The organism is Sphingomicrobium astaxanthinifaciens (assembly GCF_022865105.1).
In the GTDB taxonomy this organism is placed as follows: domain Bacteria; phylum Pseudomonadota; class Alphaproteobacteria; order Sphingomonadales; family Sphingomonadaceae; genus Sphingomicrobium; species Sphingomicrobium astaxanthinifaciens.
Map to the genome: position 1 here is coordinate 248,277 of NZ_JAKNYM010000002.1, position 25,490 is coordinate 273,766.

General features: G+C 69.5%; 30 protein-coding genes. 12 read left to right on the top strand and 18 right to left on the bottom strand.

Translation table 11 applies throughout. The features are described 5' to 3' along the window. The first annotated feature begins 35 nt into the window (after positions 1 to 35). Complete coding sequence (locus L8951_RS05015; protein ID WP_244381913.1) at positions 36 to 662, top strand: ankyrin repeat domain-containing protein; 627 nt, start codon at positions 36 to 38, stop codon at positions 660 to 662. A 2-nt stretch (positions 663 to 664) separates the two neighbouring features. Here the strand turns inward: L8951_RS05015 and L8951_RS05020 are convergent, their stop codons facing one another. From L8951_RS05020 to L8951_RS05065, 10 genes are all read right to left on the bottom strand, one after another. Next, positions 665 to 1,132, bottom strand: a complete 468-nt coding sequence (locus L8951_RS05020; protein WP_244381914.1) for an MmcB family DNA repair protein — start codon at positions 1,130 to 1,132, stop codon at positions 665 to 667. Between the two features lie 66 nt (positions 1,133 to 1,198). Further along, entirely contained in the window at positions 1,199 to 1,888 is a 690-nt protein-coding gene (locus tag L8951_RS05025) for a cell wall hydrolase (protein WP_244381915.1), read from the bottom strand. Between the two features lie 167 nt (positions 1,889 to 2,055). Next, positions 2,056 to 2,397 (bottom strand): DUF1491 family protein, encoded by a 342-nt coding sequence (locus L8951_RS05030; RefSeq protein WP_244381916.1) that lies wholly within the window; start codon positions 2,395 to 2,397, stop codon positions 2,056 to 2,058. After that, positions 2,394 to 2,873, bottom strand: coding sequence for a PaaI family thioesterase (locus L8951_RS05035; RefSeq protein ID WP_244381917.1), 480 nt, complete (start codon positions 2,871 to 2,873; stop codon positions 2,394 to 2,396). The genes L8951_RS05030 and L8951_RS05035 overlap by 4 nt, the downstream gene beginning before the upstream one ends. Continuing rightward, the gene (locus tag L8951_RS05040; RefSeq protein ID WP_244381918.1) at positions 2,854 to 3,318 is read right to left on the bottom strand and encodes a PTS sugar transporter subunit IIA; all 465 of its coding nucleotides are present in this window, start codon (positions 3,316 to 3,318) and stop codon (positions 2,854 to 2,856) included. The genes L8951_RS05035 and L8951_RS05040 overlap by 20 nt, the downstream gene beginning before the upstream one ends. A gap of 57 nt (positions 3,319 to 3,375) precedes the next feature. Beyond that, positions 3,376 to 3,942, bottom strand: coding sequence for a ribosome hibernation-promoting factor, HPF/YfiA family (hpf, locus tag L8951_RS05045; protein WP_244381919.1), 567 nt, complete (start codon positions 3,940 to 3,942; stop codon positions 3,376 to 3,378). 57 nt (positions 3,943 to 3,999) lie between these two features. Beyond that, the gene (gene dnaQ, locus L8951_RS05050) at positions 4,000 to 4,710 is read right to left on the bottom strand and encodes a DNA polymerase III subunit epsilon (RefSeq protein WP_244381920.1); all 711 of its coding nucleotides are present in this window, start codon (positions 4,708 to 4,710) and stop codon (positions 4,000 to 4,002) included. 8 nt (positions 4,711 to 4,718) lie between these two features. Then, the gene (gene coaE / locus L8951_RS05055) at positions 4,719 to 5,312 is read right to left on the bottom strand and encodes a dephospho-CoA kinase (RefSeq protein WP_244381921.1); all 594 of its coding nucleotides are present in this window, start codon (positions 5,310 to 5,312) and stop codon (positions 4,719 to 4,721) included. After that, positions 5,309 to 6,178, bottom strand: a complete 870-nt coding sequence (locus tag L8951_RS05060) for a shikimate dehydrogenase family protein (protein ID WP_244381922.1) — start codon at positions 6,176 to 6,178, stop codon at positions 5,309 to 5,311. The genes coaE and L8951_RS05060 overlap by 4 nt, the downstream gene beginning before the upstream one ends. Next, positions 6,175 to 6,750, bottom strand: a complete 576-nt coding sequence (locus L8951_RS05065; protein WP_244381923.1) for a Maf family protein — start codon at positions 6,748 to 6,750, stop codon at positions 6,175 to 6,177. The genes L8951_RS05060 and L8951_RS05065 overlap by 4 nt, the downstream gene beginning before the upstream one ends. A gap of 301 nt (positions 6,751 to 7,051) precedes the next feature. Between L8951_RS05065 and hemE the strand changes: the two genes are divergently transcribed. From hemE to L8951_RS05110, 9 genes are all read left to right on the top strand, one after another. Then, positions 7,052 to 8,086, top strand: a complete 1,035-nt coding sequence (gene hemE, locus L8951_RS05070) for a uroporphyrinogen decarboxylase (RefSeq protein ID WP_265535833.1) — start codon at positions 7,052 to 7,054, stop codon at positions 8,084 to 8,086. A 2-nt stretch (positions 8,087 to 8,088) separates the two neighbouring features. Next, positions 8,089 to 8,541 (top strand): CopD family protein, encoded by a 453-nt coding sequence (locus L8951_RS05075; RefSeq protein ID WP_244381924.1) that lies wholly within the window; start codon positions 8,089 to 8,091, stop codon positions 8,539 to 8,541. Between the two features lie 170 nt (positions 8,542 to 8,711). Then, a complete protein-coding gene (gene rho / locus L8951_RS05080; RefSeq protein ID WP_244383192.1) occupies positions 8,712 to 9,968 on the top strand; it encodes a transcription termination factor Rho in 1,257 nt (418 codons plus the stop codon). Positions 9,969 to 9,992: 24 nt separating this feature from the next. Further along, positions 9,993 to 10,727, top strand: coding sequence for a TerC family protein (locus L8951_RS05085; RefSeq protein ID WP_244381925.1), 735 nt, complete (start codon positions 9,993 to 9,995; stop codon positions 10,725 to 10,727). Next, the gene (mnmE, locus tag L8951_RS05090) at positions 10,727 to 11,995 is read left to right on the top strand and encodes a tRNA uridine-5-carboxymethylaminomethyl(34) synthesis GTPase MnmE (protein WP_244381926.1); all 1,269 of its coding nucleotides are present in this window, start codon (positions 10,727 to 10,729) and stop codon (positions 11,993 to 11,995) included. Before L8951_RS05085 ends, mnmE begins: the two co-directional genes overlap by 1 nt. A gap of 54 nt (positions 11,996 to 12,049) precedes the next feature. Then, positions 12,050 to 13,843 (top strand): tRNA uridine-5-carboxymethylaminomethyl(34) synthesis enzyme MnmG, encoded by a 1,794-nt coding sequence (gene mnmG, locus L8951_RS05095; protein ID WP_244381927.1) that lies wholly within the window; start codon positions 12,050 to 12,052, stop codon positions 13,841 to 13,843. Then, positions 13,833 to 14,459: a 16S rRNA (guanine(527)-N(7))-methyltransferase RsmG gene (rsmG, locus tag L8951_RS05100; protein ID WP_244381928.1), complete on the top strand. Its 627-nt coding sequence runs from the start codon at positions 13,833 to 13,835 to the stop codon at positions 14,457 to 14,459. Before mnmG ends, rsmG begins: the two co-directional genes overlap by 11 nt. Next, entirely contained in the window at positions 14,456 to 15,241 is a 786-nt protein-coding gene (locus tag L8951_RS05105) for a ParA family protein (RefSeq protein WP_244381929.1), read from the top strand. The genes rsmG and L8951_RS05105 overlap by 4 nt, the downstream gene beginning before the upstream one ends. Beyond that, on the top strand, positions 15,238 to 16,098 hold the full coding sequence (locus L8951_RS05110) for a ParB/RepB/Spo0J family partition protein (RefSeq protein WP_244381930.1): 861 nt from the start codon (positions 15,238 to 15,240) through the stop codon (positions 16,096 to 16,098). Before L8951_RS05105 ends, L8951_RS05110 begins: the two co-directional genes overlap by 4 nt. Before the next feature lie 7 nt (positions 16,099 to 16,105). Here the strand turns inward: L8951_RS05110 and holA are convergent, their stop codons facing one another. Genes holA through L8951_RS05130 form a run of 4 tightly spaced genes read right to left on the bottom strand, consistent with a single transcriptional unit; the run spans position 16,106 to position 20,570 of the window. Further along, positions 16,106 to 17,107: a DNA polymerase III subunit delta gene (gene holA, locus L8951_RS05115; protein WP_244381931.1), complete on the bottom strand. Its 1,002-nt coding sequence runs from the start codon at positions 17,105 to 17,107 to the stop codon at positions 16,106 to 16,108. Further along, positions 17,104 to 17,604, bottom strand: a complete 501-nt coding sequence (lptE, locus tag L8951_RS05120) for an LPS assembly lipoprotein LptE (RefSeq protein ID WP_244381932.1) — start codon at positions 17,602 to 17,604, stop codon at positions 17,104 to 17,106. Before lptE ends, holA begins: the two co-directional genes overlap by 4 nt. After that, entirely contained in the window at positions 17,601 to 20,123 is a 2,523-nt protein-coding gene (gene leuS / locus L8951_RS05125; RefSeq protein WP_244381933.1) for a leucine--tRNA ligase, read from the bottom strand. Before leuS ends, lptE begins: the two co-directional genes overlap by 4 nt. Positions 20,124 to 20,126: 3 nt before the next feature. Continuing rightward, a complete protein-coding gene (locus L8951_RS05130) occupies positions 20,127 to 20,570 on the bottom strand; it encodes a DUF3576 domain-containing protein (RefSeq protein WP_244381934.1) in 444 nt (147 codons plus the stop codon). A gap of 174 nt (positions 20,571 to 20,744) precedes the next feature. Here L8951_RS05130 and L8951_RS05135 point away from each other — a divergent pair, with 174 nt between their 5' ends. Further along, positions 20,745 to 21,500: a hypothetical protein gene (locus tag L8951_RS05135; RefSeq protein WP_244381935.1), complete on the top strand. Its 756-nt coding sequence runs from the start codon at positions 20,745 to 20,747 to the stop codon at positions 21,498 to 21,500. On the opposite strand, the gene L8951_RS05140 is transcribed toward L8951_RS05135, so the two are convergent. Continuing rightward, the gene (locus L8951_RS05140) at positions 21,497 to 22,015 is read right to left on the bottom strand and encodes a thiamine phosphate synthase (RefSeq protein WP_244381936.1); all 519 of its coding nucleotides are present in this window, start codon (positions 22,013 to 22,015) and stop codon (positions 21,497 to 21,499) included. The two genes, L8951_RS05135 and L8951_RS05140, sit on opposite strands and share 4 nt — an antisense overlap. A 22-nt stretch (positions 22,016 to 22,037) precedes the next feature. Here L8951_RS05140 and L8951_RS05145 point away from each other — a divergent pair, with 22 nt between their 5' ends. After that, positions 22,038 to 22,685 carry a YggS family pyridoxal phosphate-dependent enzyme gene (locus tag L8951_RS05145; RefSeq protein WP_244381937.1) on the top strand — a complete coding sequence of 216 codons (648 nt, stop codon included), beginning with the start codon at positions 22,038 to 22,040 and terminating at the stop codon, positions 22,683 to 22,685. A gap of 24 nt (positions 22,686 to 22,709) precedes the next feature. Here the strand turns inward: L8951_RS05145 and ribA are convergent, their stop codons facing one another. The 3 genes from ribA to L8951_RS05160 form a co-directional block, all read right to left on the bottom strand. Further along, the gene (gene ribA, locus L8951_RS05150) at positions 22,710 to 23,756 is read right to left on the bottom strand and encodes a GTP cyclohydrolase II (RefSeq protein WP_244381938.1); all 1,047 of its coding nucleotides are present in this window, start codon (positions 23,754 to 23,756) and stop codon (positions 22,710 to 22,712) included. Then, the gene (locus L8951_RS05155) at positions 23,753 to 24,544 is read right to left on the bottom strand and encodes an exodeoxyribonuclease III (protein ID WP_244381939.1); all 792 of its coding nucleotides are present in this window, start codon (positions 24,542 to 24,544) and stop codon (positions 23,753 to 23,755) included. Before L8951_RS05155 ends, ribA begins: the two co-directional genes overlap by 4 nt. Before the next feature lie 268 nt (positions 24,545 to 24,812). After that, entirely contained in the window at positions 24,813 to 25,427 is a 615-nt protein-coding gene (locus L8951_RS05160; RefSeq protein WP_244381940.1) for a LolA family protein, read from the bottom strand. Between the last annotated feature and the right edge of the window lie 63 nt (positions 25,428 to 25,490).

The window sequence follows — 25,490 nt, forward strand, 5'->3', positions numbered from 1 at the left end:
CGCATCTTCAAGTCGGAATAACAAGGACCCCGTCCATGGCTCGCTTCCTCTTCGCCGCGCTCGCCGGCCTCACCCTGGTCACCGCACCCGCCGGCGCCGCCGCGCAGGGACGCTCCGACGGCGAGAGCTTCGTGGCCGCGGTGCGCGAGGGCGATTCCGGCAAGACCTTCGAGTTCCTCAATAGCCTCGACTTCCGCGCGCTGGACTATCGCAGCGTGACCGGCGAGACCGCGCTCCACGTCGCGCTCGCCGACAAGCGCCCGAGCTGGGTGCGGCTGCTGCTCCAGCGCGGCGCCAACCCCGACCTCAAGCGTGGCGACGGCATGCCCCCGCTGATGATCGCCACCGAACGGCAGGATCTCGGCAGCGTCGAGGCGTTGCTGCGCCGGCGCGCCAACCCCAACGCGACCAACCGCGCGGGCGAGACCGCGCTCATGCTCGCGGTGCGGCTGCGCAACGCGGACATCGTCAAGGCGCTGCTCGACAAGGGGGCCGATGCCGATATCGCGGACAGTTCGGCGGGGCTGAGCGCGCGCGACTACGCCCGGCGCGACACCCGCAACCCGCAGCTGCTGGCGCTGATCGAGGCCGCCGAGGCGCCCGCCAGCGAGGCCGACGACGCGCAGAGCGAGGGACTCACCTTCGGCCCGATCCTGCGCTGACGCTAGCGCTCGTCGCCGAGGCTCGGGTCGAGCCCGGCCGCAAGCCGCCGCGCGGCGCGCCGGGCAAAGCGCGCGGTCTCGGCCTTGCGCCGCGCCGGGGCGAGCGCCGCCTCGCTCGCCTCGCGCCGGATCGCCGCGTCGTAGCGATCGGCGACCACCAGCCCCGATCGCTCGGGCAGGAAGGCGGAGTCCTCGCAGGCCGCCGCCAGCTCGGGGGTCACCGCCCAGTAGAAGCGGTCGCAATAGTCGAGATAGTCGTGCCACTTGCTATCGCCGAGCAGGTCGGCGCGCGCGACCTTGACCTCGACGATCACCAGCTTGCCCTTGGCGTCGAGCCCCATCAGGTCGGCGCGCCGCCCGTTGGGCAGCGGCACTTCGCAGATCATGAAGGTGCTCGCCCGCGCGAACAGGCGGGTCACGCCGCGCGCGACGTCGAGCGCGACCGGGGGCGAATCGGAAAGGCAGTCCATCGCCGCCACCCTAGCGACGACGAGAACAAAAGGCGACCACCGGGACCCGCCCGGGGGTCGCCGGACTCAATGATACTGGTAGAAGATGTGGTTGCCGATCGCGCCCATCCGCTTGAGTCGCCAGCGCGGGCGCACGTAATTGGCGTGGAAGAAGAGCGCATCGCCCATCTCGGTCTCGGCATGCCCCGCGTCGGCGATCCGCGCCACCGCGACCGCGGTGCGCCACGCCCGGCTCTGGCGCTTGGGCTGCGGCATCCGGCCACCGCGTACGAAGCTGAACTGGCGATGCTGCTTGATCACCGCGCAATAGCTGTCGGGAAAGCGATGATGGTCGGCGCGGTTGAGGATCACCTCGGCGACCGCGAGCTGGCCGTCGAGCGGCTCGCCGCGGGTCTCGAAATAGACCGCGCGGGCGAGGCATTCCATCTGCTCGTTGCGCGGGGCGGTACCCGCGAAAAGGTCGACCAGCGCCTTGAGGTCCTCGGGCAGCTCGGGCTCGTCGTCGATCGCCGTCATCGGCTCGCCGACCGGGCCGAGCACCCGGTCCAGCGCCGCGGCGTCGCCGCTCAGCAGTTCGCCCTGGTCGAGCAATTGTTCGGTCGCGGGCTGCATGACCTCGGGCAGGGCAACCACCGGGACCAGCGCCGATCCGGTCATCGGCAGGCTGGCGATATTGGGAACGTCGCGCGCGGGGGCGACGGCGGTGGTTGCGGTCGCCGCCAACGCGAAGGCGGCAAGTCGAAGACTGACGTTCATTCCCATCCCGGTCTTGGCGGTGCGCTTGCTAATTCGGGAGCCGGACAGCGATGCGTCCGCACGAAAGATCCACCCGAAAAGCTTGCAACCCCGACTGCGTGATGCGTGCAACTTGCCGCACCCTCCGCTTCAATCCCGGCGGGCATTGTACGCAAAAGATGGCAAAATCAAGAAAGCGAAATGGCGTCGTGCCGGAACCGCTCGGCATCGGGCAGGTCGAGTTCGAGCACCCAAAGGTCAGGGTCGAAACCCCGGCGTTTGGCGATAAATGCTTGCAAATCAAGCGGATCGCCGAGATCGGTGGGGCCGATATCGGCCCATTCATATGTCCCGGAGCGGGACAATTCGCGCCCCAGGCAAAAGCGCGGGCGCCCGCGTTCGAGTAGCAGGAGGAGCAGCGACCCGCGCTCGGCGTCACCCCGATGCAACACCATCGCCATCCCCCCCGCGGCCTCGGCGGCGCGCATCAGGGCGCGCGCCTCGAGCCCCGCGGGCAGCCGGTCGCTCATGCCTCGGTCCGGTACCCGTCGAGCCCCGCGAGCGCGATCCGGCTGCGCATGAAGGTGCCGGTCCCGCGCGCGCACTCCTCGCCCGCGGCGTCGACGATCCGCGCCTCGGCGACGAGCACGCGGCGGCGACCCGACACCCATTGCCCCTCAGCGACGGCGGGTCCCGCCGCCATCGGCCGCGAGAAATGGAGGTTGAAGGCGGTGGTCAGGAGGAAGCGATCGCTCACCAGCCCGTTGGCGGCGAAGAAGGCGGCATCGTCGAGCATCTTGAAATAGACCGCGCCATGCGCCGCGCCGGCGGCGTGGAAATGGCGCTCCTCAACGGTGAAGTCGATCCGCGCCCGCCCCGCCTCGGCCAGCGTCAGCCGCGAGATGAAGCGCTGGTTGATCGGCGCCGCGGCATAGAGCTGCTCGAGCCCGCGCAGGTGCGCCTCGAGCCCGCTCGGATGCTCCAGGTCAGGCGGTGGTGCGTTCATCACAGCTCATCAGCACCGCCGCGAAGGCGTCGCGATCGCGCGCGCCGCGCAACCGTTCGATCGTCGCCCCGTCGCGCGCCGCGCGGCTGACCGCGGCGAGCGCGCGCAGGTGCTCGGCCCCGCGATCGGGAGGCGAGAGGAGGAGGAAGAGCAGATCGACGGGCATCTTGTCGATCGCCTTGTAGTCGACCGGCGATTCGAGCCGCAGGACCATCCCGTAGACCCGGTCGAGCCCGGCGATCTTGCCGTGGGGAATCGCGATGCCGCCGCCGAAGCCGGTGCTGCCGAGCCGTTCGCGCTCGACCAGCGACTCGACCACCCGCGCCGGTTCGAGCCCGAGCTTGAGCCCGGCGATCTGCCCCATCTGCTGGAGCAGCGCACGCTTGTCCTTGACGGTTACGTCGAGACGGATCGACGCCGTGTCGATGAAATCACTCAAATTCATAATGGTACTCTTTGCCCTCCCTGGCGGGGGGCTCTTTAACGCTCGCAGACGCTTTTGTCAGCCTCGACCCGGTTCGACCCAGCCGATCGTCCCGTCATCACGTCGATAAACCATGTTGAGTTCATCGGACTGGGTGTTGCGGAACATCAGCGCGTTGGCGTTGCGCAGGTCGAGCATCATCACCGCATCGCCCACGCTCGCCTTGGGGATGTCGGTATGCGTCTCGGCGACGATCGCGGGGGCCTCGCTCGCGGGCTGGTCATCGTCACCGCCGATCTCGAGCACGCGATAGTCGGCCTCGGCGGGCAGGTCGGGCATCGGTTCGGAGCGCCGCTCGCGCAGCCGCTCGGCATAGCGCTTGAGCTGGCGTTCGATCTTGTCGGCCGCCCCCTCGAAGGCGACGTGCGCGTCGCCCGCGCGATTGCTCGCCTTGAGCACATGGCCGTTGGAGACGGGGGCGACGATGTCGCAGCGGAACTGGTCGTGGGGAGCACGCCCGAAGGTCACGTTGGCCGCCACCGCGCGCGAAAAATATTTCTCGGTCATCGACTCGATCCGATCGGCGACGTGATCCTGCAAGGCGGCACCGGTATCGACCTGGTGGCCGGCGACACGGATGTCCATGCGCTCCTCCTCTTTCTCTGCTGCCCGGCGGCGAGACACCGGCGGGGCCCTGGCAGCCTAGGTGGACACTCCCATGCGGTCCCACAAGGGATCGTCCATCCGGGCGATGAAATTACGATGCGCCGCGGCTTCTTGTTCCGTCGCCGCGTGCGCCCGCGCGGCGCGCGGTGCGGCGGGGGCGACGGGGGCCGTGACCGCGACCGCGATCGGCGCCGCCTCGCGCGCCATCTCGGCCGGGTCGAGCCCCAGCCCGATCTGCCGCCCGCCGGTAAGTTCGATATAGACCTGCGCGAGCAGTTCGGCGTCGAGCAGCGCGCCATGCTTGACGCGCGCCGAGCGATCGACCCCGAAGCGCCCGCACAGCGCATCGAGGCTATGCTTGGCGCCCGGGAACTTGCCGCGCGCGATCGCCAGCGTGTCGACCATCCGGCTCATGCACACCGCCTCGCGCTGGCACAGCCCCAGCTCGTGGTTGAGGAAGCCGAAATCGAAGCTCGCGTTGTGCGCGACCAGCGGGTCGCCGCCGATGAAGTCGAGCAGTTCCTCGACCTTGTCGCGGAACAGCGGCTGGCCCGACAGGAAGGTCTCCGACAGGCCATGCACCGCCTCGGCCTCCGAGGGCATCGAGCGCTCGGGGTTGAAATAGGCGTGGAAGCTGCGCCCCGTCTCGACCCGCCCCACCAGTTCGATGCAGCCGATTTCGACCATGCGATCGCCCCCCGCGGGCGACAGGCCCGTGGTCTCGGTATCGAAAATGATTTCCCGCATGCCGCGCATTATGCGCCCCGCGCGAGGCCGAGGCAAGCGAGGATCTCTTCGACCTGGCGTTCGCTGTGCGCGAGCGAACCGCCCGTGTCGATCACGAAATCGGCGCGCTTGCGCTTGTCGGAGTCGGGCATTTGGCGGGCGCGGATCGCGGCGAACTTGGCGGGCGTCATGCCGGGCCGGGCGAGGACTCGCTCGGCCTGCACCGCGGCGGGGGCCGAGACCACGATCACCCGGTCGAACTGCGCCTCGCCCCCGGTCTCGAACAGGAGCGGGATATCGAACAGCAGCGCGGGCTTGTCCGCGTTGGCGAGGATGAATCGGGTCCGCTCCTCGTGCACCGCCGGATGGACCAGCATCTCGAGCCGCGCCAGCTGGTCGGGATCGCCCAGCACCCGCTGCGCCAGCGCCTCGCGGTCGACCCCGTCGGGTCCGGTCGTCCCCGGGAATTGCTCCTCGATCGGTTCGACCAGCGCGCCTCCCGGGCCCTGCAGCCGACGTACCGCCGCATCGGCGTCGAACAGCGGGATACCCCGCGCCGCGAACATCGCCGCCACGGTCGACTTGCCCATCCCGATCGACCCGGTCAGCGCCAGCTTGATCATGCCCGCAACCGCGCCAGCAGCGCTGCATCGTCGCGCCGGTCGGGGGCGCGGCCGAAGAACAGCTCGTAGCTCGCGGCGGCCTGCTCGACGAGCATGTCGATCCCGTCGACGATCCCCAGCCCGCGCGCCTTGGCGGCCTTGAGCAGGTCGGTCTCGACCGGGGCCGAGACCATGTCGAACACCCAGCCCTCCTCGCCCAGCCGCGACACGTCGCAATTGAGGCACTCGCGCCCGACCATGCCGAGCGGGGTGGCGTTGATCACCCCGTCGCCCTCGGGCGGGGTGTCGAGCGGCACCGGCTGGTAGGCGAGCCCGAACTGCACCGCGAGCTGCACCGCCTTCTGCAGGTTGCGCGCGTGGATCACGATCCCGCCATGGCCGAGCGCGGCCGCCGCGACCAGGACCGCGCGCGCCGCACCCCCCGTGCCGTAGAGATGCAGCCGCGCCATCGGCCGCCCCGCTTCGTGCAGCCGTGCCAGCAGCAGCATCACCGCGCCGACATCGCTGTTGCCGGCGATCACGCGGCCCTCGCGCGGGAGCAGCAGGTTGGCCGCCCCCGCCGCCACCGCGCGGTCGGTCGCCTCGTCGGCGAGCCGGATCGCCTCGAGCTTGATCGGCATCGTCACGTTGCACCCCAGCCACGCCGGGTCGCCACGCCGCTGCGCCAGATAGTCGGCGAGCCCGTCGCGCCCGACGCGGGTGCGCTCGTAGCGCGCCGCCAGCCCCGCGTCGGCGGCGAGCCAGTGGGCGTGGATCTCGGGCGACTTGGATTGCGCGATCGGGTCGCCGATCACCTCGGCATAGGCCCCCTCGGGTAGCGCGGGCGCGGGGGCGGACGTCGGCGCGGGCGGCGTCGACGCGCTCACTGCTGCAACACCCCGCGCCGCCGCAGCGCTCCCAGCAGCGGTAGCAGCGGCATGCCGAGGATGGTGAAATAGCTGCCGTCCATCGTCTCGAACAAATTGACCCCCGGCCCCTCCATCCGGAACACCCCGACGCAATAAGCGACCTCGGGCCACTCGGCCTCGAGATAGTGCTCGATGAAGGCGTCGGACAGCTCGCGCACGCGCAACCAGGCGGTCTCGCCGTGCACCCAGTCGACCTGCCCGCCCTTGGCGATCGCCACCGCGCTCGACAGCCCCATCAGCCGGCCCGAGAAATAGCGCAGGTGCTCGGCCGCCTGCGCGCGTGTCTCGGGCTTGTCGAACAGCCGCCCGTCGACCGAGACGACGCTGTCCGAGCCGATCACATAGCCATCGCCCTCGACCGAGATCGCCTTGGCCTCGGCGAGGTGGCGTGCCAGCGTCTCGCCATCGCCGCCGTGGCGCGCCTTGATGACATCCTCGTCGACCATCGGTTTCATCGTCTCGTAGGCGATCCCGGCCTGGTCGAGCATGGCGCGGCGGATGGGGCTGGTGGAGGCCAGGATGAGGGGCATGGGCACCGTCTTGTGGAAAACTCTGTGGCTGGGCCTAGCGCGAAACGGGGGGTCGCGCCAATCCGCGATCTCGCCCCCGCTTCGCCGATTCTTGTCCGCCGCTTCATCCACAGCGCGCCAACCGGAGTGGAATTCTGTGGATAGCGGGTACGAACCGGCGCGCTCGCGAGGGCGGCGGCGCGGCGGCGTGAATCGCGCGCGCTGTTGGCAAATGCGGTATCCGCGCCTAAGCCCCGCTGCCAAGCGGCCAATTACTTCATGAATCCTTTTCTATATATCTAAGAAAGAAAGAAGAGAGAGGGTGGCGAACAACTCGACGACCAAGCGCCTGCTCGGCGTGCTGCGCGGCGAACGGCACGATCCGCCGCCGGCCTGGATGATGCGGCAGGCGGGGCGCTACCTGCCCGAATATCGCGAGCTGCGCGCCGAGAAGGGGGGGTTCCTCGATCTCGTCTACGATCCCGCCGCGGCGGCCGAGATCACGCTCCAGCCCTTGCGCCGTTTCGCGTTCGAGGGCGCGATCCTGTTTTCCGACATCCTCATCGTCCCCTATGCCCTCGGGCAGGACCTCGCCTTCGTGGCGGGCGAGGGTCCGCGGCTGTCCCCCACCCTCGACACCACCCCGCTCGAGCGGCTCGAGCGGCGGCCCGAACGGCTCGACCCGATCTACGAGACGGTGCGCCGGGTGAAAGCGCAGCTCGATCCCTCGATCACCCTGCTCGGCTTTGCCGGCAGCCCGTGGACCGTGGCCACCTACATGGTCGCGGGGCAGGGCTCGAAGGACCAGATGGCGGCGCGCGTCATGGCCTATGGCGAGCGCGAGCGCTTCGCCGCGCTGATCGAGGCGATCGCGGACATGACGGTCGACTATCTTTCGGGGCAGGTCGAGGCGGGTGCCGACGCGGTCCAGCTGTTCGACAGCTGGTCTGGCAGCCTGTCGCCCGACGAATTCGCCGCCTGGGTGTTCGAACCCACGCGCCGCATCGTCGCGGCCTTCAAGGCGCGCCATCCGGAGGTGCCGGTGATCGGCTTCCCCAAGGGCGCGGGCGAGAAGCTCCCGCTCTACGCGCGCGAAACGGGGGTCGATGCGGTCGGCGTCGACGAGACCATCGACCCCGACTGGGCGCACGCCAACCTGCCCGCGGGGCTGCCCGTCCAGGGCAATCTCGACCCCCTCCTCCTGATCGGCGGCGGCGAGCGGCTCGAGGCCGCGGTCGACAAGATCAAGGCTGCCTTCGCGGAGCGCCCGCACATCTTCAACCTCGGCCATGGCATCGACAAGTCGACCCCGATCGCTAATGTCGAGACGATGATCGCGCGGGTGAAGGGGGCTTAGGGATGGACGGCATGATCGGCTGGCTCGGCGCCGCCGCCATCTGGGTCAAGGCGGCGCATGTCATCTTCGTCATCTTCTGGATCGCCGGCCTTTTCATCGTCCCGCGCTATTACGTCCACCACCACGAGACGACCCCCGGCTCGGCCGAGGACCGCGGCTGGATCGAGCGCGAGGATCGCGCCCGCACCATCATCCTCCTGCCGGCGATGCTCGTCACGTGGGCGCTCGGGCTCGCGCTCGCCCTCAACGGCGGCTATCTCACCGCCGGCTGGTTCCATGCGAAGCTGCTGCTCGTCGTCCTGCTCACCGGCTACCAGGGGTGGGTTTCCGCCTTCGGCAAGAAGCTCGCCGCGGGCCAGCGCCCGCTCGAGGGACGCACGCTGCGGCTGCTCAACGAGGTGCCGGGGATCGCGACCATCCTGATCGTCATCCTCGCGGTGGTTCGCCCCTTCTGAGGGAACGCGGTAGCGTGCGCGCGGTTGACTAGGGCGAGACCGACGCTTACCGGCTGGGGTCTCGACGCGCGGCCCGACTTTTCTCGCCGCGACGGTGCGTTCCCATCGCGTCCTGCGACCACGTACCGGGTTTCCCAGACCCATTTTTCGATAAGGCCGATCCGCCCATGATGCATCTCCAGGAACTCAAAGCCAAACCCCCCGCCGAACTGGTCGCGATGGCCGAAGAGCTTGGCGTCGAGGGCGCCTCCACGCTGCGTAAGCAGGACCTGATGTTCGCGATCCTCAAGGAACATGCCGAGGAGGGCGAGCAGATCATGGGGATGGGCACGATCGAAGTGCTCAACGACGGCTTCGGCTTCCTGCGCAGCCCCGAGGCCAACTTCCTCGCCGGGCCCGACGACATCTATGTCGCCCCCTCGATCGTGCGCAAGATGGGGCTGCGTACCGGCGACACCGTCGAGGGCGAGATCCGCGCCCCCAAGGACGGCGAGCGCTATTTCGCGCTGACCAAGGTCACGCAGGTCAATTACGACGATCCCGACGCGGTCCGCCACCGCGTCAACTTCGACAACCTCACCCCGCTCTACCCCGACGAGAAGCTCACGCTCGACAGCGCCGATCCCACCGTCAAGGACAAGTCGGCGCGGGTGATCGACATCGTCTCGCCGCTCGGCAAGGGCCAGCGCGCGCTCATCGTCGCGCCGCCGCGCACGGGTAAGACGGTGCTGTTGCAGAACATCGCCAAGGCAATCACCGACAATCACCCCGAGGTCTTCCTCCTCGTGCTGCTCATCGACGAGCGCCCCGAGGAAGTCACCGACATGCAGCGCAGCGTGAAGGGCGAGGTCGTCTCCTCGACCTTCGACGAACCCGCCTCGCGCCACGTGCAGGTCGCTGAAATGGTGATCGAGAAGGCCAAGCGCCTCGTCGAGCACAAGAAGGATGTCGTCATCCTGCTCGACTCGATCACGCGCTTGGGCCGTGCCTACAACACCACCGTGCCCAGCTCGGGCAAGGTGCTGACCGGCGGTGTCGACGCCAACGCGCTGCAGCGTCCCAAGCGCTTCTTCGGCGCCGCGCGCAACATCGAGGAAGGCGGCTCGCTCTCGATCATCGCCACCGCGCTGATCGACACCGGCTCCAAGATGGACGAGGTCATCTTCGAGGAGTTCAAGGGCACCGGCAACAGCGAGATCGTGCTCGACCGCAAGGTCGCCGACAAGCGCATCTTCCCCGCGCTCGATGTCGGCAAGTCGGGCACCCGCAAGGAAGAGCTGCTGGTCGACCAGGCCACCCTGTCGAAGATGTGGGTGCTGCGCCGCATCCTCATGCAGATGGGCACCGTCGATGCGATGCAGTTCCTGCTCGACAAGATGAAGGACGCCAAGTCGAACGAGGATTTCTTCGCCTCGATGAACCAGTAGTGCGCAACGGGGGTTTAGCCGATCATGTTTGACCAAATGCTTCTGATGCTCGCGGCGGCTTCGGCCGAGGGTCTGTCGTTCGGCGGTCCTGCCGACATCTGGGCGGCCATCGTCAAGGACTTCTCGAACATCACCTCGCCGACCGCGATGGCAGCCTTCCTCCAAGTGCTCGCGATCGACCTCGTGCTCGCGGGGGACAATGCGATCGTCGTCGGCGCGCTCGCCGCAGGGCTCCCGCCCGAGCAGCGGCGCAAGGTCATCATCATCGGCGTGCTCGCCGCGCTCGTCCTGCGCATCCTGTTCGCGCTGATCGTGGTGCAGCTGCTGCAGATCGTCGGGCTGATCTTCGCGGGCGGTCTGCTCCTGCTGTGGGTCAGCTGGAAGATGTGGCGCGAACTGCACCACATGGGCGAAAGCCCCGGCAGCCCCGAGATCGAGGGCGACGAGCATTCGGGGGTCAAGCCGGTCAAGAGCTTCGCTGCCGCCGCCTGGGCGGTCGCGGTCGCCGACGTGTCGATGAGCCTCGACAACGTCCTCGCGGTCGCGGGCGCGGCCAAGGATCATCCGGGGATCCTCATCGTCGGCCTCATCCTCTCGGTCGCGCTGATGGGCGTGGCGGCCAACGTCATCGCCAAATATATCGAGCGCTACAAGTGGATCGCCTATGTCGGGCTGGCGGTCATCCTGTGGGTCGCGGGCAACATGATCTATGACGGGATCGTCGATCCGACGGTCGGGGTCGGCACCCTGCTCGGCTGATGTCGGGCGGCACGATTGTCGCATTGTCCTCGGGCGCGCTGCCCGCCGCGATCGCGATCGTGCGCGCTTCGGGCCCCGATGCCTTCGCGGGGGCGGCGATGCTCGGTGCCAGCCCCGAGGCGGCCCGCGCGCGCTATGCGCGGCTGCGCGACCCCGCCGACGACAGCCTGCTCGACGAGGCGCTGGTGCTGGGGTTTCGCGCCCCGCACAGCGCCACGGGCGAGGATATCGTCGAATATCAAGTCCACGGTAGCCGGGCGGTGGTCGACCGGCTGCTCGACCTCCTGACCGCGCGCGCGGGCACCCGGCTCGCCGCGCCCGGCGAGTTCACCCGCCGCGCGCTTGCCAATGGCAAGATGGACCTCATCGCCGCCGAAGCGCTGGGCGACCTGCTCCACGCCGAGACCGAACTGCAGCGCAAGGTCGCGCTGCGCCAGTATCGCACCGGGCTCGGGCAGGGGTTTGCCGCGCTCGAGGCGCGGCTGATCGACCTGTCGGCGCAGGCCGAGGCGGCGATCGACTATGTCGGCGACGAGGAGGAGACAGGGCGGATCGCGCACCTCGAGGCGGCGATCACCGCGTTGCGGGGGGACGTCGAGGCGCTGCTCGCGCTGCCCGAAAGGCGGCCGCTCCAGGACGGGATCCGACTTGTCCTCGCTGGCCCGGTCAATGCCGGAAAATCGTCTCTTTTCAATACCTTGGCGGGATATGATCGTGCCATCGTCAGCGGCGAGGCGGGGACCACGCGCGATACCATCGAACTGCCGTTGCGGATCGACGGGATCGCCTACCTGCTGGTCGACACCGCCGGCTGGCGCAGCGGCGCGGGCACCGTCGAGGCTGAGGGCATCGCGCGCGCGCGCAGCGCGGTCGACGAGGCGGATATCCTGCTCTGGCTGGGGGCGCCCGACGCTGCCCCCCCACACCCCCACTGCCTCGCCATCGCCGCCAAGGCCGACCTCGCACTTGAAGTGCCGGCGGGCGCGATCGCGGTCTCGGCGCACACCGGGGTGGGGATCCCCGCGCTGTTCGAGGCCATCGCCGAGCACGCCCGCGCGCTCCTCCCCAGCCCCGACGAAGCCACCCTCAACCGTCGGCAACGCGCGCAGGTGCGCGCGATGGCCGATGCGCTCGAGGGCGGGGAGGATCCGGTCCTCCTCGCCGAGCAGCTGCGCGCCGCGCGGCTCGCGCTGGCCGAGCTGCGCGGCGATGCGCGGCTCGACGACGTCCTCGATCGGATCTTCGGCAAGTTTTGCCTCGGCAAATGATGTTTCACGTGAAACGGTCTTGCCATCGGCGGGTCGCGTGGGCAGAGCGCCGCCATGACTGATGTCGTCGTCATCGGGGCGGGTCACGCCGGAGTGGAAGCCGCGCTTGCCGCGGCGCGCCGCGGCGCGTCGGTTACGCTGGTCAGCTTCGACCGCGACAATATCGGGCAGATGTCATGCAACCCGTCGATCGGGGGGGTGGGCAAGGGGCACCTGGTGCGCGAGCTCGACGTGTTCCAGGGGGTGCAGGGCTGGGCCGCCGACCGCGCTGCGATCCACCACCGGCTGCTCAATCGCAGCAAGGGGGCGGCGGTATACGGCCCGCGGGTACAGGCGGACCGGCGATTGTTCGCCGCCGCTGTGCGCGCGCGTGTCGCCGCCGCCTCGATCGATTTCATCGCCGACGAGGTCACCGCGATCGAATTGCAGGGCGACCGGCTTGCCGGGGTCCGGCTCGCGGGCGGGGATCGGCTCGATTGTCGCAGTCTCGTCGTCGCCACCGGCACCTTCCTCGGCGGGCGGCTGTTCCGGGGGCTCGCGACCGAACAGGGCGGGCGCGTCGAGGAGCGCGCCGCCAGCCTGCTCGGCGAACAGTTCGCCGATCTCGGGCTGATCGCGGGGCGGCTCAAGACCGGCACTCCGCCGCGGCTCGACGGGCGGACCATCGACTGGGCGCGGCTGACCCCCCAACCCAGCGACGCCGAGCGTTGGACCATGTCGATCCAGCCCGGGGGGGCGCCGCCACCCCAACTCGCCTGCGCGATCACCCGCACCAACCCGCGCACCCATGAGGTCATCGCGCGTCACGCCGATCGCTCGCCGCTCTATGCGGGCGATATCGGCGGCCGCGGCCCGCGCTATTGCCCCTCGATCGAGGACAAGGTGCGCCGCTTCGCCGATCGCGACGGTCACCAGCTCTTCCTCGAACCCGAGGGGCTCGACACCCCGCTGGTCTACCCCAACGGCATCTCCACCTCGCTGCCGCTCGACGCGCAGCGTGAAATGATGGCGACCATCGAGGGGCTCGAACAATGTGTCATCGCGACTGCCGGCTATGCAGTCGAATATGGCTATAGCGACCCGCTCGCGCTCGGGCCCACGCTCGAACACCGCGATATCGGCGGGCTGTTCCTCGCCGGACAGATCAACGGCACCACCGGCTACGAGGAGGCGGCGACGCTGGGGCTGGTCGCCGGGCTCAACGCCGCGGCGCGCGCGTGCGATCTCGATCCCCTTACCTTCGACCGCCGCGAGAGCTATATCGGCGTCCTGGTCGACGACCTCACGCTCCAGGGGGTGAGCGAACCCTATCGGATGATGACCGCGCGCGCCGAGCGCCGCCTCTACCTGCGGGCCGACAATGCGGTCGAGCGGCTCGCCACGCGGGCGGGGAAGAGCGGGATCTCCGACGCGCACCGCGCGCGGCTCGACCGCCATCTCGCGGCCAAGCAGGCCGCGCGCGAGGGGCTCGACCAGCCGATGGTAGATCCGCGCGACCCCGACGCCCGCCCTCCCCGCCCGCTCCGCTACTGGCTGACCCGCTGCGACACGCGCGAGGCCGCGCTCGAGGCGCTGGGGTCCGGGGCTGCGGCGCAGGAAGTGGGGCACGATGTCTATTACGCCCCCTATGTCGACCGCCAACAGCGCGATTGGGAGACGGTCAATCGCGATCTCCAGGTGCCCATTCCGGCGGCGTTCGATTTCGCAAGGGTGCCGGGGCTGTCGGCGGAAATGATAGAGCGGCTCAGCGCCGCGCGCCCCGATACGCTCGCCCGCGCGGCGCAGGTCCGCGGCATTACCCCGACCGCGCTCACCTCCTTGCATTTTGCGCTGCGCCATGCTCGCTGATCGCTTTGTCAAGGCGTCGGGGTGCCCTGTTTCACGTGAAACAGTCGAAAGGCTCGAGGCCTTCGCGGCGCGGCTGCTGGCCGCCAACCGGACCCAGAACCTCATCGCCAAGTCGACCGAGGCCGAGCTATTCGAGCGCCACCTGCTCGATGGCGCACAGCTGTTGCGGTATGACCCGCGCCCCACCGCGCGCTGGGTCGATATCGGGTCGGGGCCCGGGTTGCCGGGGATCGTGCTCGCGATCCTGCACGAGGGGCCGGTGACGCTGGTCGAGCCGCGCGGGCTGCGGGTCGCCTTCCTCGAATCGACGATCGCCGCGCTGGGGCTCGAGCAGTGCCGAGTCGTTGCGGGCAAGGCGGCGGCGGCGACGGGCGATTATGACGTGATCACCGGCCGCGCGGTCGCCGCGCTCGGCAAGTTCCTCGACCTTTCCCACCATCTATCCACAGAAAAGACGCGCTGGATCCTGCCCAAGGGCAAAAAGGCGCTCGAGGAACTGGAAGAGGCCCGTCGCTTCTGGCACCTTCAAGCCCGGGTGGAAGAGAGCCTGACCGACCCGGACGCCAAGATCGTCCTCGTCGAACGGGCCAAGCGCAAGCGGAGGGGCCGGCCATGATCACAATAGCCATCGCCAACCAGAAGGGCGGGGTCGGCAAGACGACGACCGCGATCAATCTCGCGACCGCACTGGCAGCGATCGGGTGGAAGGTCCTGCTCGTCGATCTCGACCCGCAGGGGAATGCCAGCACCGGGCTCGGGATCGGGGCCAGCGATCGCGAGCGGTCGAGCTACGACCTGCTCGTCGAGGACGAGGGCGTCGAGCGCCTGGCGCGCGCTACCAAGGTGCCCCGGCTCGATATCGTCCCCGCCACCGTCGACCTGTCGGGGGCCGAGATCGAGATGGTGGAGTTGAGCGACCGCGTGACCCGGCTGCGCGACAAGTTCGCGCGGATTCCCGAGGGGAAATGGGACATTTGCCTGATCGATTGCCCGCCCTCGCTCGGGCTGCTCACCGTCAATGCGATGGTCGCCGCGCGGCATCTTCTCGTGCCGCTGCAATGCGAGTTCTTCGCGCTCGAGGGGCTGTCGCAGCTGCTCAAGACGGTCGACCGGGTTCGCGGCGGGGTGAACCGCGAGCTCGAGATCCTCGGGATCGCGCTGACCATGTACGATCGCCGCAACAACCTGTCGCAGCATGTTGCCGACGATGTCCGCGCCTGCCTCGGCGACAAGGTGCTCAACACCATCATCCCGCGCAACGTGCGCGTTTCCGAAGCGCCGAGCCACGGCATCCCGGCGCTCGTCTATGACCTCAAATGCCCGGGGAGCGCGGCCTATCTCAGCCTCGCGCGCGAGATCATCGATCGCCTCCCCGCGCTCGCCAGGGAGGCAGCATGATGGCTCGTCCCGCCGGTCTCGGTCGCGGCCTGTCCGCGCTGCTCGAGGATAGCCCCGCCGCCGTCGCGGGCGACACGCAGGGTATTCGACAGCTACCGATCGACAAGGTCGAGCCCCACCCCGACCAGCCGCGGCGCCAGTTCGACCGCCCCGCGCTCGAGGAGCTCGCGCAGTCGATCGCCCAGCGCGGGGTCCTGCAGCCGATCCTCGTGCGTCCGGTCGGCGACCGCTTCCAGATCATCGCCGGCGAACGCCGCTGGCGCGCGGCGCAGATCGCGCAATTTCATGAGGTGCCCGCGATCGTGCGCGACAGCGACGACAGCGCGGTCGCCGAGATGGCGATCGTCGAGAATGTCCAGCGCGAGGACCTCAACGCACTCGAAGAGGCGCGCGCCTACGCGGCGCTCGTCGAGAATTTTGAGTATTCCCAAGGGGATATCGCCAAACGGGTGGGCAAGTCGCGCAGCCATGTCGCCAACCTTATTCGGCTCCTCGAGCTCCCCGAGGCGGTGCAGCAGATGCTGATGGACGGGCGCATCAGCATGGGGCATGCGCGCGCGCTGATCGGGCAGGATAATGCGGTCGAGCTCGCGAACCACGCGATCGCGCACGACCTGTCGGTCCGCGAGGTCGAGGCGCTGGTCAAGAAGGGCCGCCCGCCCCAAAAGGCGAGCGCCGGCACGACAGCGGCCCAGAACAACCCCGATATCGCCGCGCTCGAACGCCAACTCGGCGACCTGCTTGGGCTCAAGGTCCAGGTCAGCCACGGGGCCAATGGGGGCAAGGTCCAGCTGGGCTACCGCACGCTCGACCAGCTCGACATGATCTGCCAGCGCCTCTCGGGCGAGGCGATCTGACGGGCGTCTAGCGCCTGCGGCGCGCGGCGCGCGCGATCGCGAGCAATTCCTCGCCCAGCGCCGCCCGCTTGGATCCGGGCTCGAGCATCGCCGCGCGCTCGGCCGCGACGGCGCGTGCCGCCACCCGGTCGAGCTGGCGCGCCGGCCACTTGTCGAGCAGGCGCGCGACCAGCGGCTTGTCCTTCCAGAACAGCGCCCGGCCCTGCGAGGCGATGACCTGCTGCGACGATTCGCCCGCAGCGATCCGCGCCGCCAGCGGCAGTAGCTGCTGGACTCGCCGCTGCACCGCCCGCCAGACCAACACCGCCTCGCTCGCCTGCGGCGACACGGCGCCGAGCGCGGCCTCGACCGCGGCGATGTCGCCATCCATCGCGCTGTCGCCCACCGCCATCCATTCGGTGACGCCATAGGCCGCACCCACGGCGTCGATCGCCTCGTGGGTCACCTGCGTTTCGGGAGCGACGAACAGCGCCAGCTTCTCGATCTCGCGCGCGGCGAGGTCGCGGTTGAGGTCGCAGGTCTCGGCGATCCGCTCGGGCACGCCGGGATCGGGATGCAGCCCCTTGGCCGTGAACAGCGCGGCGACGTCGCGGACGAGGTCGCGGCGCGACGGTTCGTAGCTGACAAGCGCGACCGCATCCTGCGAACTCTCTACCAATTTCAATAACTTGCTCGACTTGGCGAGGGTGCCGCCTATGGCGATGACCGGATATTCGGTGGTCGGCGCGCCGAGCAGCGCGTCGGCGGCGGGGAGCAGCTCGTTGCCGACCGGCTCGAGCCAGATCAGCTTGGCGTCACCAAACAGCCCGGCGCCAGCGGCCTCGTCGACGAGGCGCCCGGGATCGCCCTTGAAACCGCCGGGGTCGAGCGCGCTGCGTTCGCCCCCGAGCGCCGCGGCGAGCTTGGCAGCCGCCGCGCGCGAACCCGAGACATCGACCCCGTGGAACAGGTAGAGCCGCAGCGGATCCCGCTTGAGGAACTGGGCGATGTCCGTGGCTTTCGCCTTCACGGGGTGCCGATTCGGTCGAAATAGAGCGCGAGCCGCGCGACGATGTCATCGGCGACCTCCATGCTCAGCCGTTCGAGCGCGCTTTGCTCGGCGGCGACGGTGGCATAGGGCGAGGAGGTGATGTCGATCCCCGCGTCGAACCCCGCGGTGGCGTCGACGAGCGTTTCACCGGTGGCGAGGTCGACCAGCTGGTAACGCGCGCGCAAGGCACGGCGTTCGCGGGTCGCGCCGGCATCGCCGCGCAGCCCGAACTTGGTGATGTCGTCGTCGATCACCACGTCGAGCCGATAGCGGGCGTCCGCCGCCTCGCCCGCCCCCGCGAGGCGGTCGACCAGCGCGTTGCGCAACAGCCAGCCCGAGCGTTCGTCGATCGGCGCGACCATGACTTCGCGCAGCGACTGCGCGGTCGCCGAGGTCGCCCCCGCGCCGTAGAGCGGGCGCAGCCCGCACGCCGCGAGCGGGGCGGCCAGCAGCAGGAGGGCGAGCGCGCGCGTCATGCGACGATGTTGACCAGCCGATCGGGCACGACGATCACCTTGCGCGGCGGCTTGCCCTCGAGCAGCGCCTGGATCTTGTCGAGCGCCAGCGCCTGCGCCTCGACCGCGTCCTTCGCGGTGCCCCGCGCGACGCTCATCTTGTCGCGCAGCTTGCCGTTGACCTGGACGACGATGACGGCCTCCTCGGCGACCAGCTTGGCGGGGTCATGCACCGGCCACGCGGCCTCGGCCACCAGTCCGGCGCCACCGCGCACCGCATGCGCCTCCTCGGCCAGATGCGGCGCCATCGGCGCGACGAGCCGGACCAGCGTATCGATCGCCTCGTCGCGGGTGGCCGAGGCCGCGGCCTTCTCGATCGCCGAGACGAGCTCGTAGAGCGCGGCGACGGCCTTGTTGAACTGCAACCCCTCGATCGCGCTGGTGACCGCCGCGATGGCCTGGTGGCGCTTGACGTCGAGCGCCTTGTCGACGCCCGCCGCACCGCGCTCGGCCTGCGCCAGCTTCCAGACGCGCTGGACGAAGCGATTGGCCCCTTCGATCCCCGCTTCGGACCATTCGAGGTCGCGCTCGGGCGGGCTGTCGGACAGCATGAACCAGCGCACCGCATCGGCGCCGTAGCGGGCGATCATCGGATCGGGATCGACCACGTTGCGCTTCGACTTGGACATCTTCTCGACGCGGCCGCGCTCGACGGCGGCGCCGGTGGCCCGCTCGACCATCTCGCCGTCGGTGCCGACCCCGAGCTCCTCGGGGCTGAGCCAGCGACCGTCGAGGCTCTTGTAGGTCTCGTGGGTGACCATGCCCTGGGTGAAGAGGCCGGCAAAAGGTTCGGGTGCCTCGAGGCCCGTGTGCTTGGAAAGCGCGCGGGCGATGAAGCGGGCGTAGAGCAGGTGCAGGATCGCATGCTCGACCCCGCCGATATACTGCCCGACCGGGAGCCATTTGTTGGCCTCGGCGGCGTCGAAGGGCCGGTCGTCCGGCTGCGAGGCGAAGCGGATATAATACCAGGACGAATCGACGAAGGTGTCGAGCGTGTCGGTCTCGCGCCGCGCCGCGCCGTCGCATTTCGGGCAGGTCGTGACCTGCCACTGGGCGTGGCGGTCGAGCGGGTTGCCGGGAATGTCGAAGCTGACGTCCTCGGGCAGGACGATCGGCAGCTGGTCCTTGGGTACCGGTTGCGGGCCGCATTTGTCGCAATGGACGATCGGGATCGGGGTGCCCCAGTAGCGCTGGCGGCTGACGCCCCAGTCGCGCAGGCGCCACGTCGTCTTGGCCTCGCCCCACCCGTCCTTCTCGGCGCGCGCGATCACCTCGGCCTTGGCCGCGTCGGTGTCCATGCCGTCGAGGAAACGCGAATTGACCGCGACACCCGCCTCGGTGTCGGCCTCGCCCTCGATGGGCTTGTCGGCCTCGTCCGCGCTCGGGGCGACGACGCGCTGGATGGGCAGTCCGTATTTGGTCGCGAATTCGAAGTCGCGCTGGTCATGTCCGGGCACGCCGAAGACGGCGCCGGTGCCATAGTCCATGAGCACGAAATTGGCGATGAAAACGGGGAGTTTCCATGCCGCATCGAAGGGATGCACCGCGCCGATCCCGGTGTTGTAACCTTCCTTCTCGGCCGTCTCGATCTCGGCCGCGCTGGTCCCGCCCTGCTTGACCTTGTCGATGAAGGCGGCGGCTTCGGGATTGTCCTTCGCCACTGCCTGCGCGAGCGGGTGGTCGGCGGCGACCGCGACGAAGCTCGCGCCGAAGATGGTGTCGGGGCGCGTGGTGAAGACGGTGACCTTGTCCGCGCCCCCGACGGTCTCGTCGAGCGCGAAGTCGAACTGCATGCCGACCGACTTGCCGATCCAGTTTTCCTGCATCAGCCGCACCTTGTCGGGCCAGCGGTCGAGATCGCCGAGGCCGTCGAGCAGCTCCTCGGCGAAATCGGTGATGCGGAAGAACCATTGCGACAGCTTCTTGCGCTCGACCGGGGCGCCCGAGCGCCAGCCCTTGCCGTCGATCACCTGCTCGTTGGCGAGCACGGTCATGTCGACCGGGTCCCAATTGACCTCGCTTTCCTTGCGGAAGACGAGACCCGCGTCATAGAGGTCGAGGAAGAGCGCCTGCTCGTGGCCGTAATAATCGGGCTCGCAGGTCGCCAGCTCGCGGCTCCAGTCGAGCGCGAAGCCGAGGCGCTTCAACTGCGCGCGCATCGTCGCGATATTCTCGCGGGTCCATGCCCCGGGATGGACCTTGCGCTCCATCGCGGCATTCTCGGCGGGCATGCCGAAGGCGTCCCACCCCATCGGGTGGAGCACCTCGAAGCCCTGCATCCGCTTATAGCGCGCAAGCACGTCGCCCATCGTGTAATTGCGGACATGGCCCATGTGGATGCGCCCCGAGGGATAGGGGAACATCTCGAGGACATAGGCCTTGGGGCGATCCGAGGCGCTATCGGCCTCGAAGGTCCGCTGCGCGTCCCATCTGTCCTGCCAGCGCCGCTCGGCGGCCGCCGAGTCGAAGCGGTCGGTCATGCTTTATCCTGCGGGCGCGATGGTGGTACGGCGAATGTCGCGGGCGCGGGTGAGGATGATGTCCTCGAGCTTCTGCACGGTGGCGGCCTCGACCGGCGCGGCGACCCACATGCCATCCTTTAGGACCTCGCGCGCGGCGGTCACGCGCACCGCGTCGGAGCGCAGGCTGGCGTCGAGGATCGCGGCGGTCAGCTTGATCCGCTCGCCCGGGGTGTTGGGGTTGGCATACCAGTCGGTCAGCACGATCCCGTTCGAGGCATCAGCCTGCAGCAGCGGGGCGAAGCTCAGCGTGTCGATCGCCGCCTGCCACAGATAGGCGTTGACCCCGATCTGGGTCATTTGCGCGGGCGCCATCGCGACGGGGGTCATCGCGCGGTTGCCGCCGCCGCAGGCGGTCAGGGCCAGCGCGCTGGCAGCGATCAGCCCGGTGGAAAGGGGGAATTTCATGACGATAGGCCTCGTGATCTTGGTCGGTTCGCTTCGTGCCTAGCCCCATGCCGGGGGCTTGTGAAGGCGGATCATTGTGGGACGCGGGCCACAGTCGCGACGAAAGCGGATTCTGAGTCATGGAACGATCGGCTTCGCCGCGCTATGTTTACCGGAGCAATGGAGTCGGACCGAGTGACCATCGAGGGGCGCAAATCGAACAAGGCGGGCAAGCGCGGCGGCGTGCTGCTGATGCTCGGCTGCGCGATCGGCCTTGCCGCCACCTCGATTCCCGCGCTCGCCGCGGTCAGCCTGGTCGACGCCGCGGGCGCGCCCCCGGCGCGTAGCCAGACGGGGCGCTTCACCCCGGCCGGCGCCGACCCGCGGCTCGCCGCCGTCTTCGCCAACCGCAAGCCGTCGAACAGCGGCTTCACCCCGGCGGGCAGCAACCGCGAGGAACCCCGCAAGCTCGAGGTGGCGGCGCGCGGTTCGTCGAGCAGCGCCCCCGGCGCCGCGCCGACGCGTCGCGTCGCCGAGGTCGTCGACTCGCCGCGCCGCAGCGCCACCCTCACCCCGAGCAATTACGATCTGGGGGTCGATGTCGGCTGGAAACGTTTCCGCCTGTCGACCGAGGTGGCCGAACAGAACAATCAGGGCGGCCCGGCCTTGCTGAGCCGCGACCGGGCGCGCGTCGGGCTGAGCTATGGCACGAAGGTGAGCGGGCAGGTCGCGGTGTCGGCCGATCGCGAGACCAGCCGCGCGGTCCCGAGCATCCGCGCCACCGACAGCTATGCGCTCGACGTCGGCGGTGCGGTCAAGATCACCAACAATATCGCCATCACCGGCGGGGTGCGCTACCGCATCGATCAGGAACGCCTGCCCGAGGCCGATCTCGACGGGCGCCGCTATGACAGCCAGGCGGTCTACGTCGGCACCAAGCTCAAGTTCTAGCGCGCCAGCGCGCTGATCCCCGCCCATCCCGCAAAGTCCGCCGCCAGCGCGCGCCAGGCGCGAGCGTCCATTCCCCCCAGCGCGATCGCGGGACAGCCACACAGCCGCGCCAGCCGCCGCGCGCGCGCTGCGCCCAGCGTCGCCGCGCCGGGGTGCGAGGCGGTCGCATGGACCGGCGAGACATAGGCCAAGGCCGCCCCCGCGCGCCGCGCCGCGAGGGCTTCGCCCGGGTCGTGCACCGGCAGGCTGAAGCGCATCCCGCGCGTCGGCCCGGAGGGGCGATGCACCAGCGCCGCGCCCACCGCCCGGGCGAGCGCCACGTCGCCCGCCACCGACAGGACCAGCCCCCGCGCGCGCGCCAGCCGCGCGACCCGGTGCGCCAGCGCGGCGCGATCGGCGGGCGGCAGCCGGTCGTGCCGCAGCACCACCCCACTGCCGCGCGGCAGCGCCAGCAGGCTCGGCCACAAGCGGGCGCCGAGGCGCTCGTCGGTGAAGAGGGTCTGGCGGGGAGGCATCGGCTCTCCTATAGCGCGCGGCATGCACAAGCTGGAAGAGACGAAGGCGCGGATCGCGCTCGCGGCGCGGCGCGCGGGACGCGAGGCGCTGCCGACGCTGGTCGCGGTGTCCAAGACGCGCACCCCCGAGGAGATCCGCCCGCTGCTCGCCGCGGGACAGCGCGATTTCGGCGAGAATCGTGTGCAGGAGGCGCAGGACAAGTGGCCGGCGCTCAAGGCCGAGCATCCCGATGTGCGCTTGCACATGGTCGGCCAGCTCCAGTCGAACAAGGCGCAGGAGGCCGTCGCGCTGTTCGATGCGATCCATTCGCTCGATCGCCCCTCGCTGGTGCGCGCGATCGCCAAGGCGGTCGCGGCGTCGGGGCGTCGGCCCGACCTCTACGTCCAGGTCAATATCGGCGCCGAGCCGCAGAAGGGCGGGGTTGCGGTGGACGCGCTCGGCGAGCTGCTCGCGCTCGCGCGCGGCGAGGGGCTGTCGATCGCGGGGTTGATGTGCATTCCCCCCGCCGATCTTGAATCGGCGCCCTTCTTCGCGCTGCTCGCCGAGCTCGCGCGGCGTCATGACGTCGCCGGGCTGTCGATGGGGATGAGCCACGATGTCGAGAGCGCGGTGATACAGGGGGCGAGCGTGGTCCGGATCGGCACCGCGCTATTCGGACCGCGCGGCTGACGGGTCGCTTGTGCCCACGCGCCCCTAGTCGAGATGGCCCGAGCGCGCTTTCTTGGTGGCGACATAGTCCGCGTTGTGCGGGTTGGTCGGCAGGTGGTGCGCGACGCGTTCGCTGACGCGGATGCCTTCGGCCTCGAGACCGGCCATCTTGGCGGGGTTGTTGGTGAGCAGCCTGACCTCGCGTACCCCGAGCGCCTCGAGCATCGCGGCGGCCAGCCCGTAGTCGCGCGCATCGTCGGCGAACCCGAGCCGGCGGTTGGCATCGACGGTGTCGAGGCCGCGGTCCTGCAGCGCATAGGCGCGCAGCTTGTTGGCGAGCCCGATGCCCCGGCCTTCCTGCCGCAGGTAGAGAAGGATCCCACCCCCGCCGGTGCCGATCAGCCGCAACGCCTCGTCGAGTTGCGGGCCGCAATCGCACTTGAGGCTGCCGAACACGTCGCCGGTCAGGCATTCCGAATGCAGCCGGACCAGCGGCGGCCGACCGCCGAAGGCGCCGATGATCATCGCCGCATGTTCGGCGCCCGTCTGCCCATCGCGAAAGACCGCCAGCTGCGCGGCGGGCAGGTCGGCCAGCGGGATGCTGGCGCGCGACACGAGGGTCACGCTGCGCCGCGCCTGCGCGAAGGCGGCGAGCGGGACCGCCGCCAGCGCCCCCTCCCCTTCGATCACGCGCGCCGCCGGTAGCAGCCCCGCATAGCGCAGGAGCGCGAGCGCGGCCCCGTCGAGCGGCCCCGGTGCCACGCTCGTCACCGGCCCCGTCGGACCGCGTTCGAAATCATGCGCCGGATCGACCAGCGCCAGCGCGGCGGCGTGGTCGAACCATTGCGCTGGCGCGATCCGGGTCGGGCGATGCGCCTCGGCGGCCGCCTTCTGGTTGCCCAGCCCCAGCGCGGCGGCGCGCTCGCCGCTCAGCAGCAGGGGGGCCGCGTCCGCACCGAGCTCGGCGGCCATCGCCGCGCTCGCGGTCTCGAGCGGCAGGACGGCGAGCCGCTCCCCCTCGCCCGCGATCGCCACCGGCTGCCCGAGCCGGAGCCGGGCGACCGCGCGCTCGAGGGAGAGCGGTGGGGTCAAAGCGCGATCTCGCACACCAGCGGGACGTGGTCCGACGGCTTTTCCCAGCTCCGCACGGGTTCGTGGACCTCGTGGTGCACCACCTTGCCGGCGAGCACCGGGCTCGCCCACATATGGTCGAGCCGCCGCCCGCGATCGTTCTTGGTGTGGTCCTTCGAGCGATAGCTCCACCAGGTGTAGCAGCGTTGCGGCGCGGGAATGAAGCGGCGGCCAAGGTCGACCCAGTCGTGCGCTGCCTGGAGGCGCTCGAGCGCCGCGATCTCGATCGGAGTGTGGCTGACTACCTTGAGCAGCGCCTTGTGGCTCCACACGTCGCACTCGAGCGGTGCCACGTTGAAGTCGCCAACGAGCAAAGTCGGCTCAGCCAACTTTTGAGCCCACGCCGTCATTCGGTCAATGAAGTCGAGCTTCTGGCCGAACTTGGGATTTTCGGCGCGGTCGGGCACGTCGCCGCCGGCGGGCACATAGACATTCTCGAGCCGGAACTGCCCGGCGACGCGCACCCCGACATGGCGCGCCTCGCCATTGTCCTGCCAGTCATGGCGCAGGTCTTCCTCGAGCGGCACTCGGGCGATGGTCGCCACCCCGTGGTGCATGCGCTGCCCGTTGAGCGCGATATGCCGGTACCCGCGCTCCTCGAAGAAGCCGCGCGGGAAGGCGCTATTGTCGGCCTTGGTCTCCTGCAGGCACAGGATATCGGGGTCGGCATGGTCGAGGAACCGGCTGACGAGGTCGGGGCGGGCGCGAACGGAATTGATGTTCCAGCTGGCAATCTTGAGGCGGGTCACGAGGCGACGGGCACTTTCGGCAAGGGGTGATCTGGGCTCGACCCTTAGCCGCCCCTCCCCGGCCCCGCAAATCCTCACGGGCCCGACAAGCAAAAGGCCCCCGCTCCGGGGGCGTGGAGCGAGGGCCGACCTAGCGTTCGTCACGCAAGGCGATAGCCGACATCACCGGGTAACAGGGGGAAACCCCGGACATCGACAATCGTCATAGCTTTACGCGCCGCAAGCTTTCGCTTTGCTGAACGGTTTTAAATGCAAACCGAAAAAATTCTTAGGTTGGATCACGATAGCGGAATTTGCTGTCGGGGATGGCGACGTTGTAGCGCTGGTTTCGGAGCGTCACCGCGGTGCGCTTGTTCTGCGCATCGATCGCGGTCCAACCCTCGAGCCGCAGCCCGCCCGGATAGGCGCCGTTCTTGGTGAAGGCGAGGATCAGCGTACCGAATTCGGGGCGCCGCGCATCGCGCGCGCGCACGATCACGACCCGGTCGTCGCGGCTCGGCACGATCCGCGCGATCCGCCCGAGGTCGGGTTTGCTGTCGAGCAGCACCGACAGCGGCGAATTGGCGATTTCCCAGCTCGACTTCTGCCCCACCTCATAATCGAGGAAGTGCAGGTTGGTCCCGTCGCCCACGAGCAGCATGTTGGCGTTGGCGCCATAGTCGAAGCGCACCTTGCCCGGGCGCTTGAGCGAGAGATCGCCCGAGATCGAGCGGTTCTTGCCGTCGGTCTGGGTGAAGCTCGCGGTCAACGACCGGGTCGCGGCGAGATGCCGCTCGACCTGCTCGATACTCGCCTTGGCGGGCTGCGCGGTGGCGGGCACCGCGAGGGTCGCGGCGGCAACCACCGCGACGGGCAATGCGAGATGCTTGGCCAGCGAATCCATGAAAACGATCTCCTGAAAATCTCGGGGCCTTGTGGCCGACCCCGGTTGAATGCGCACTGAACT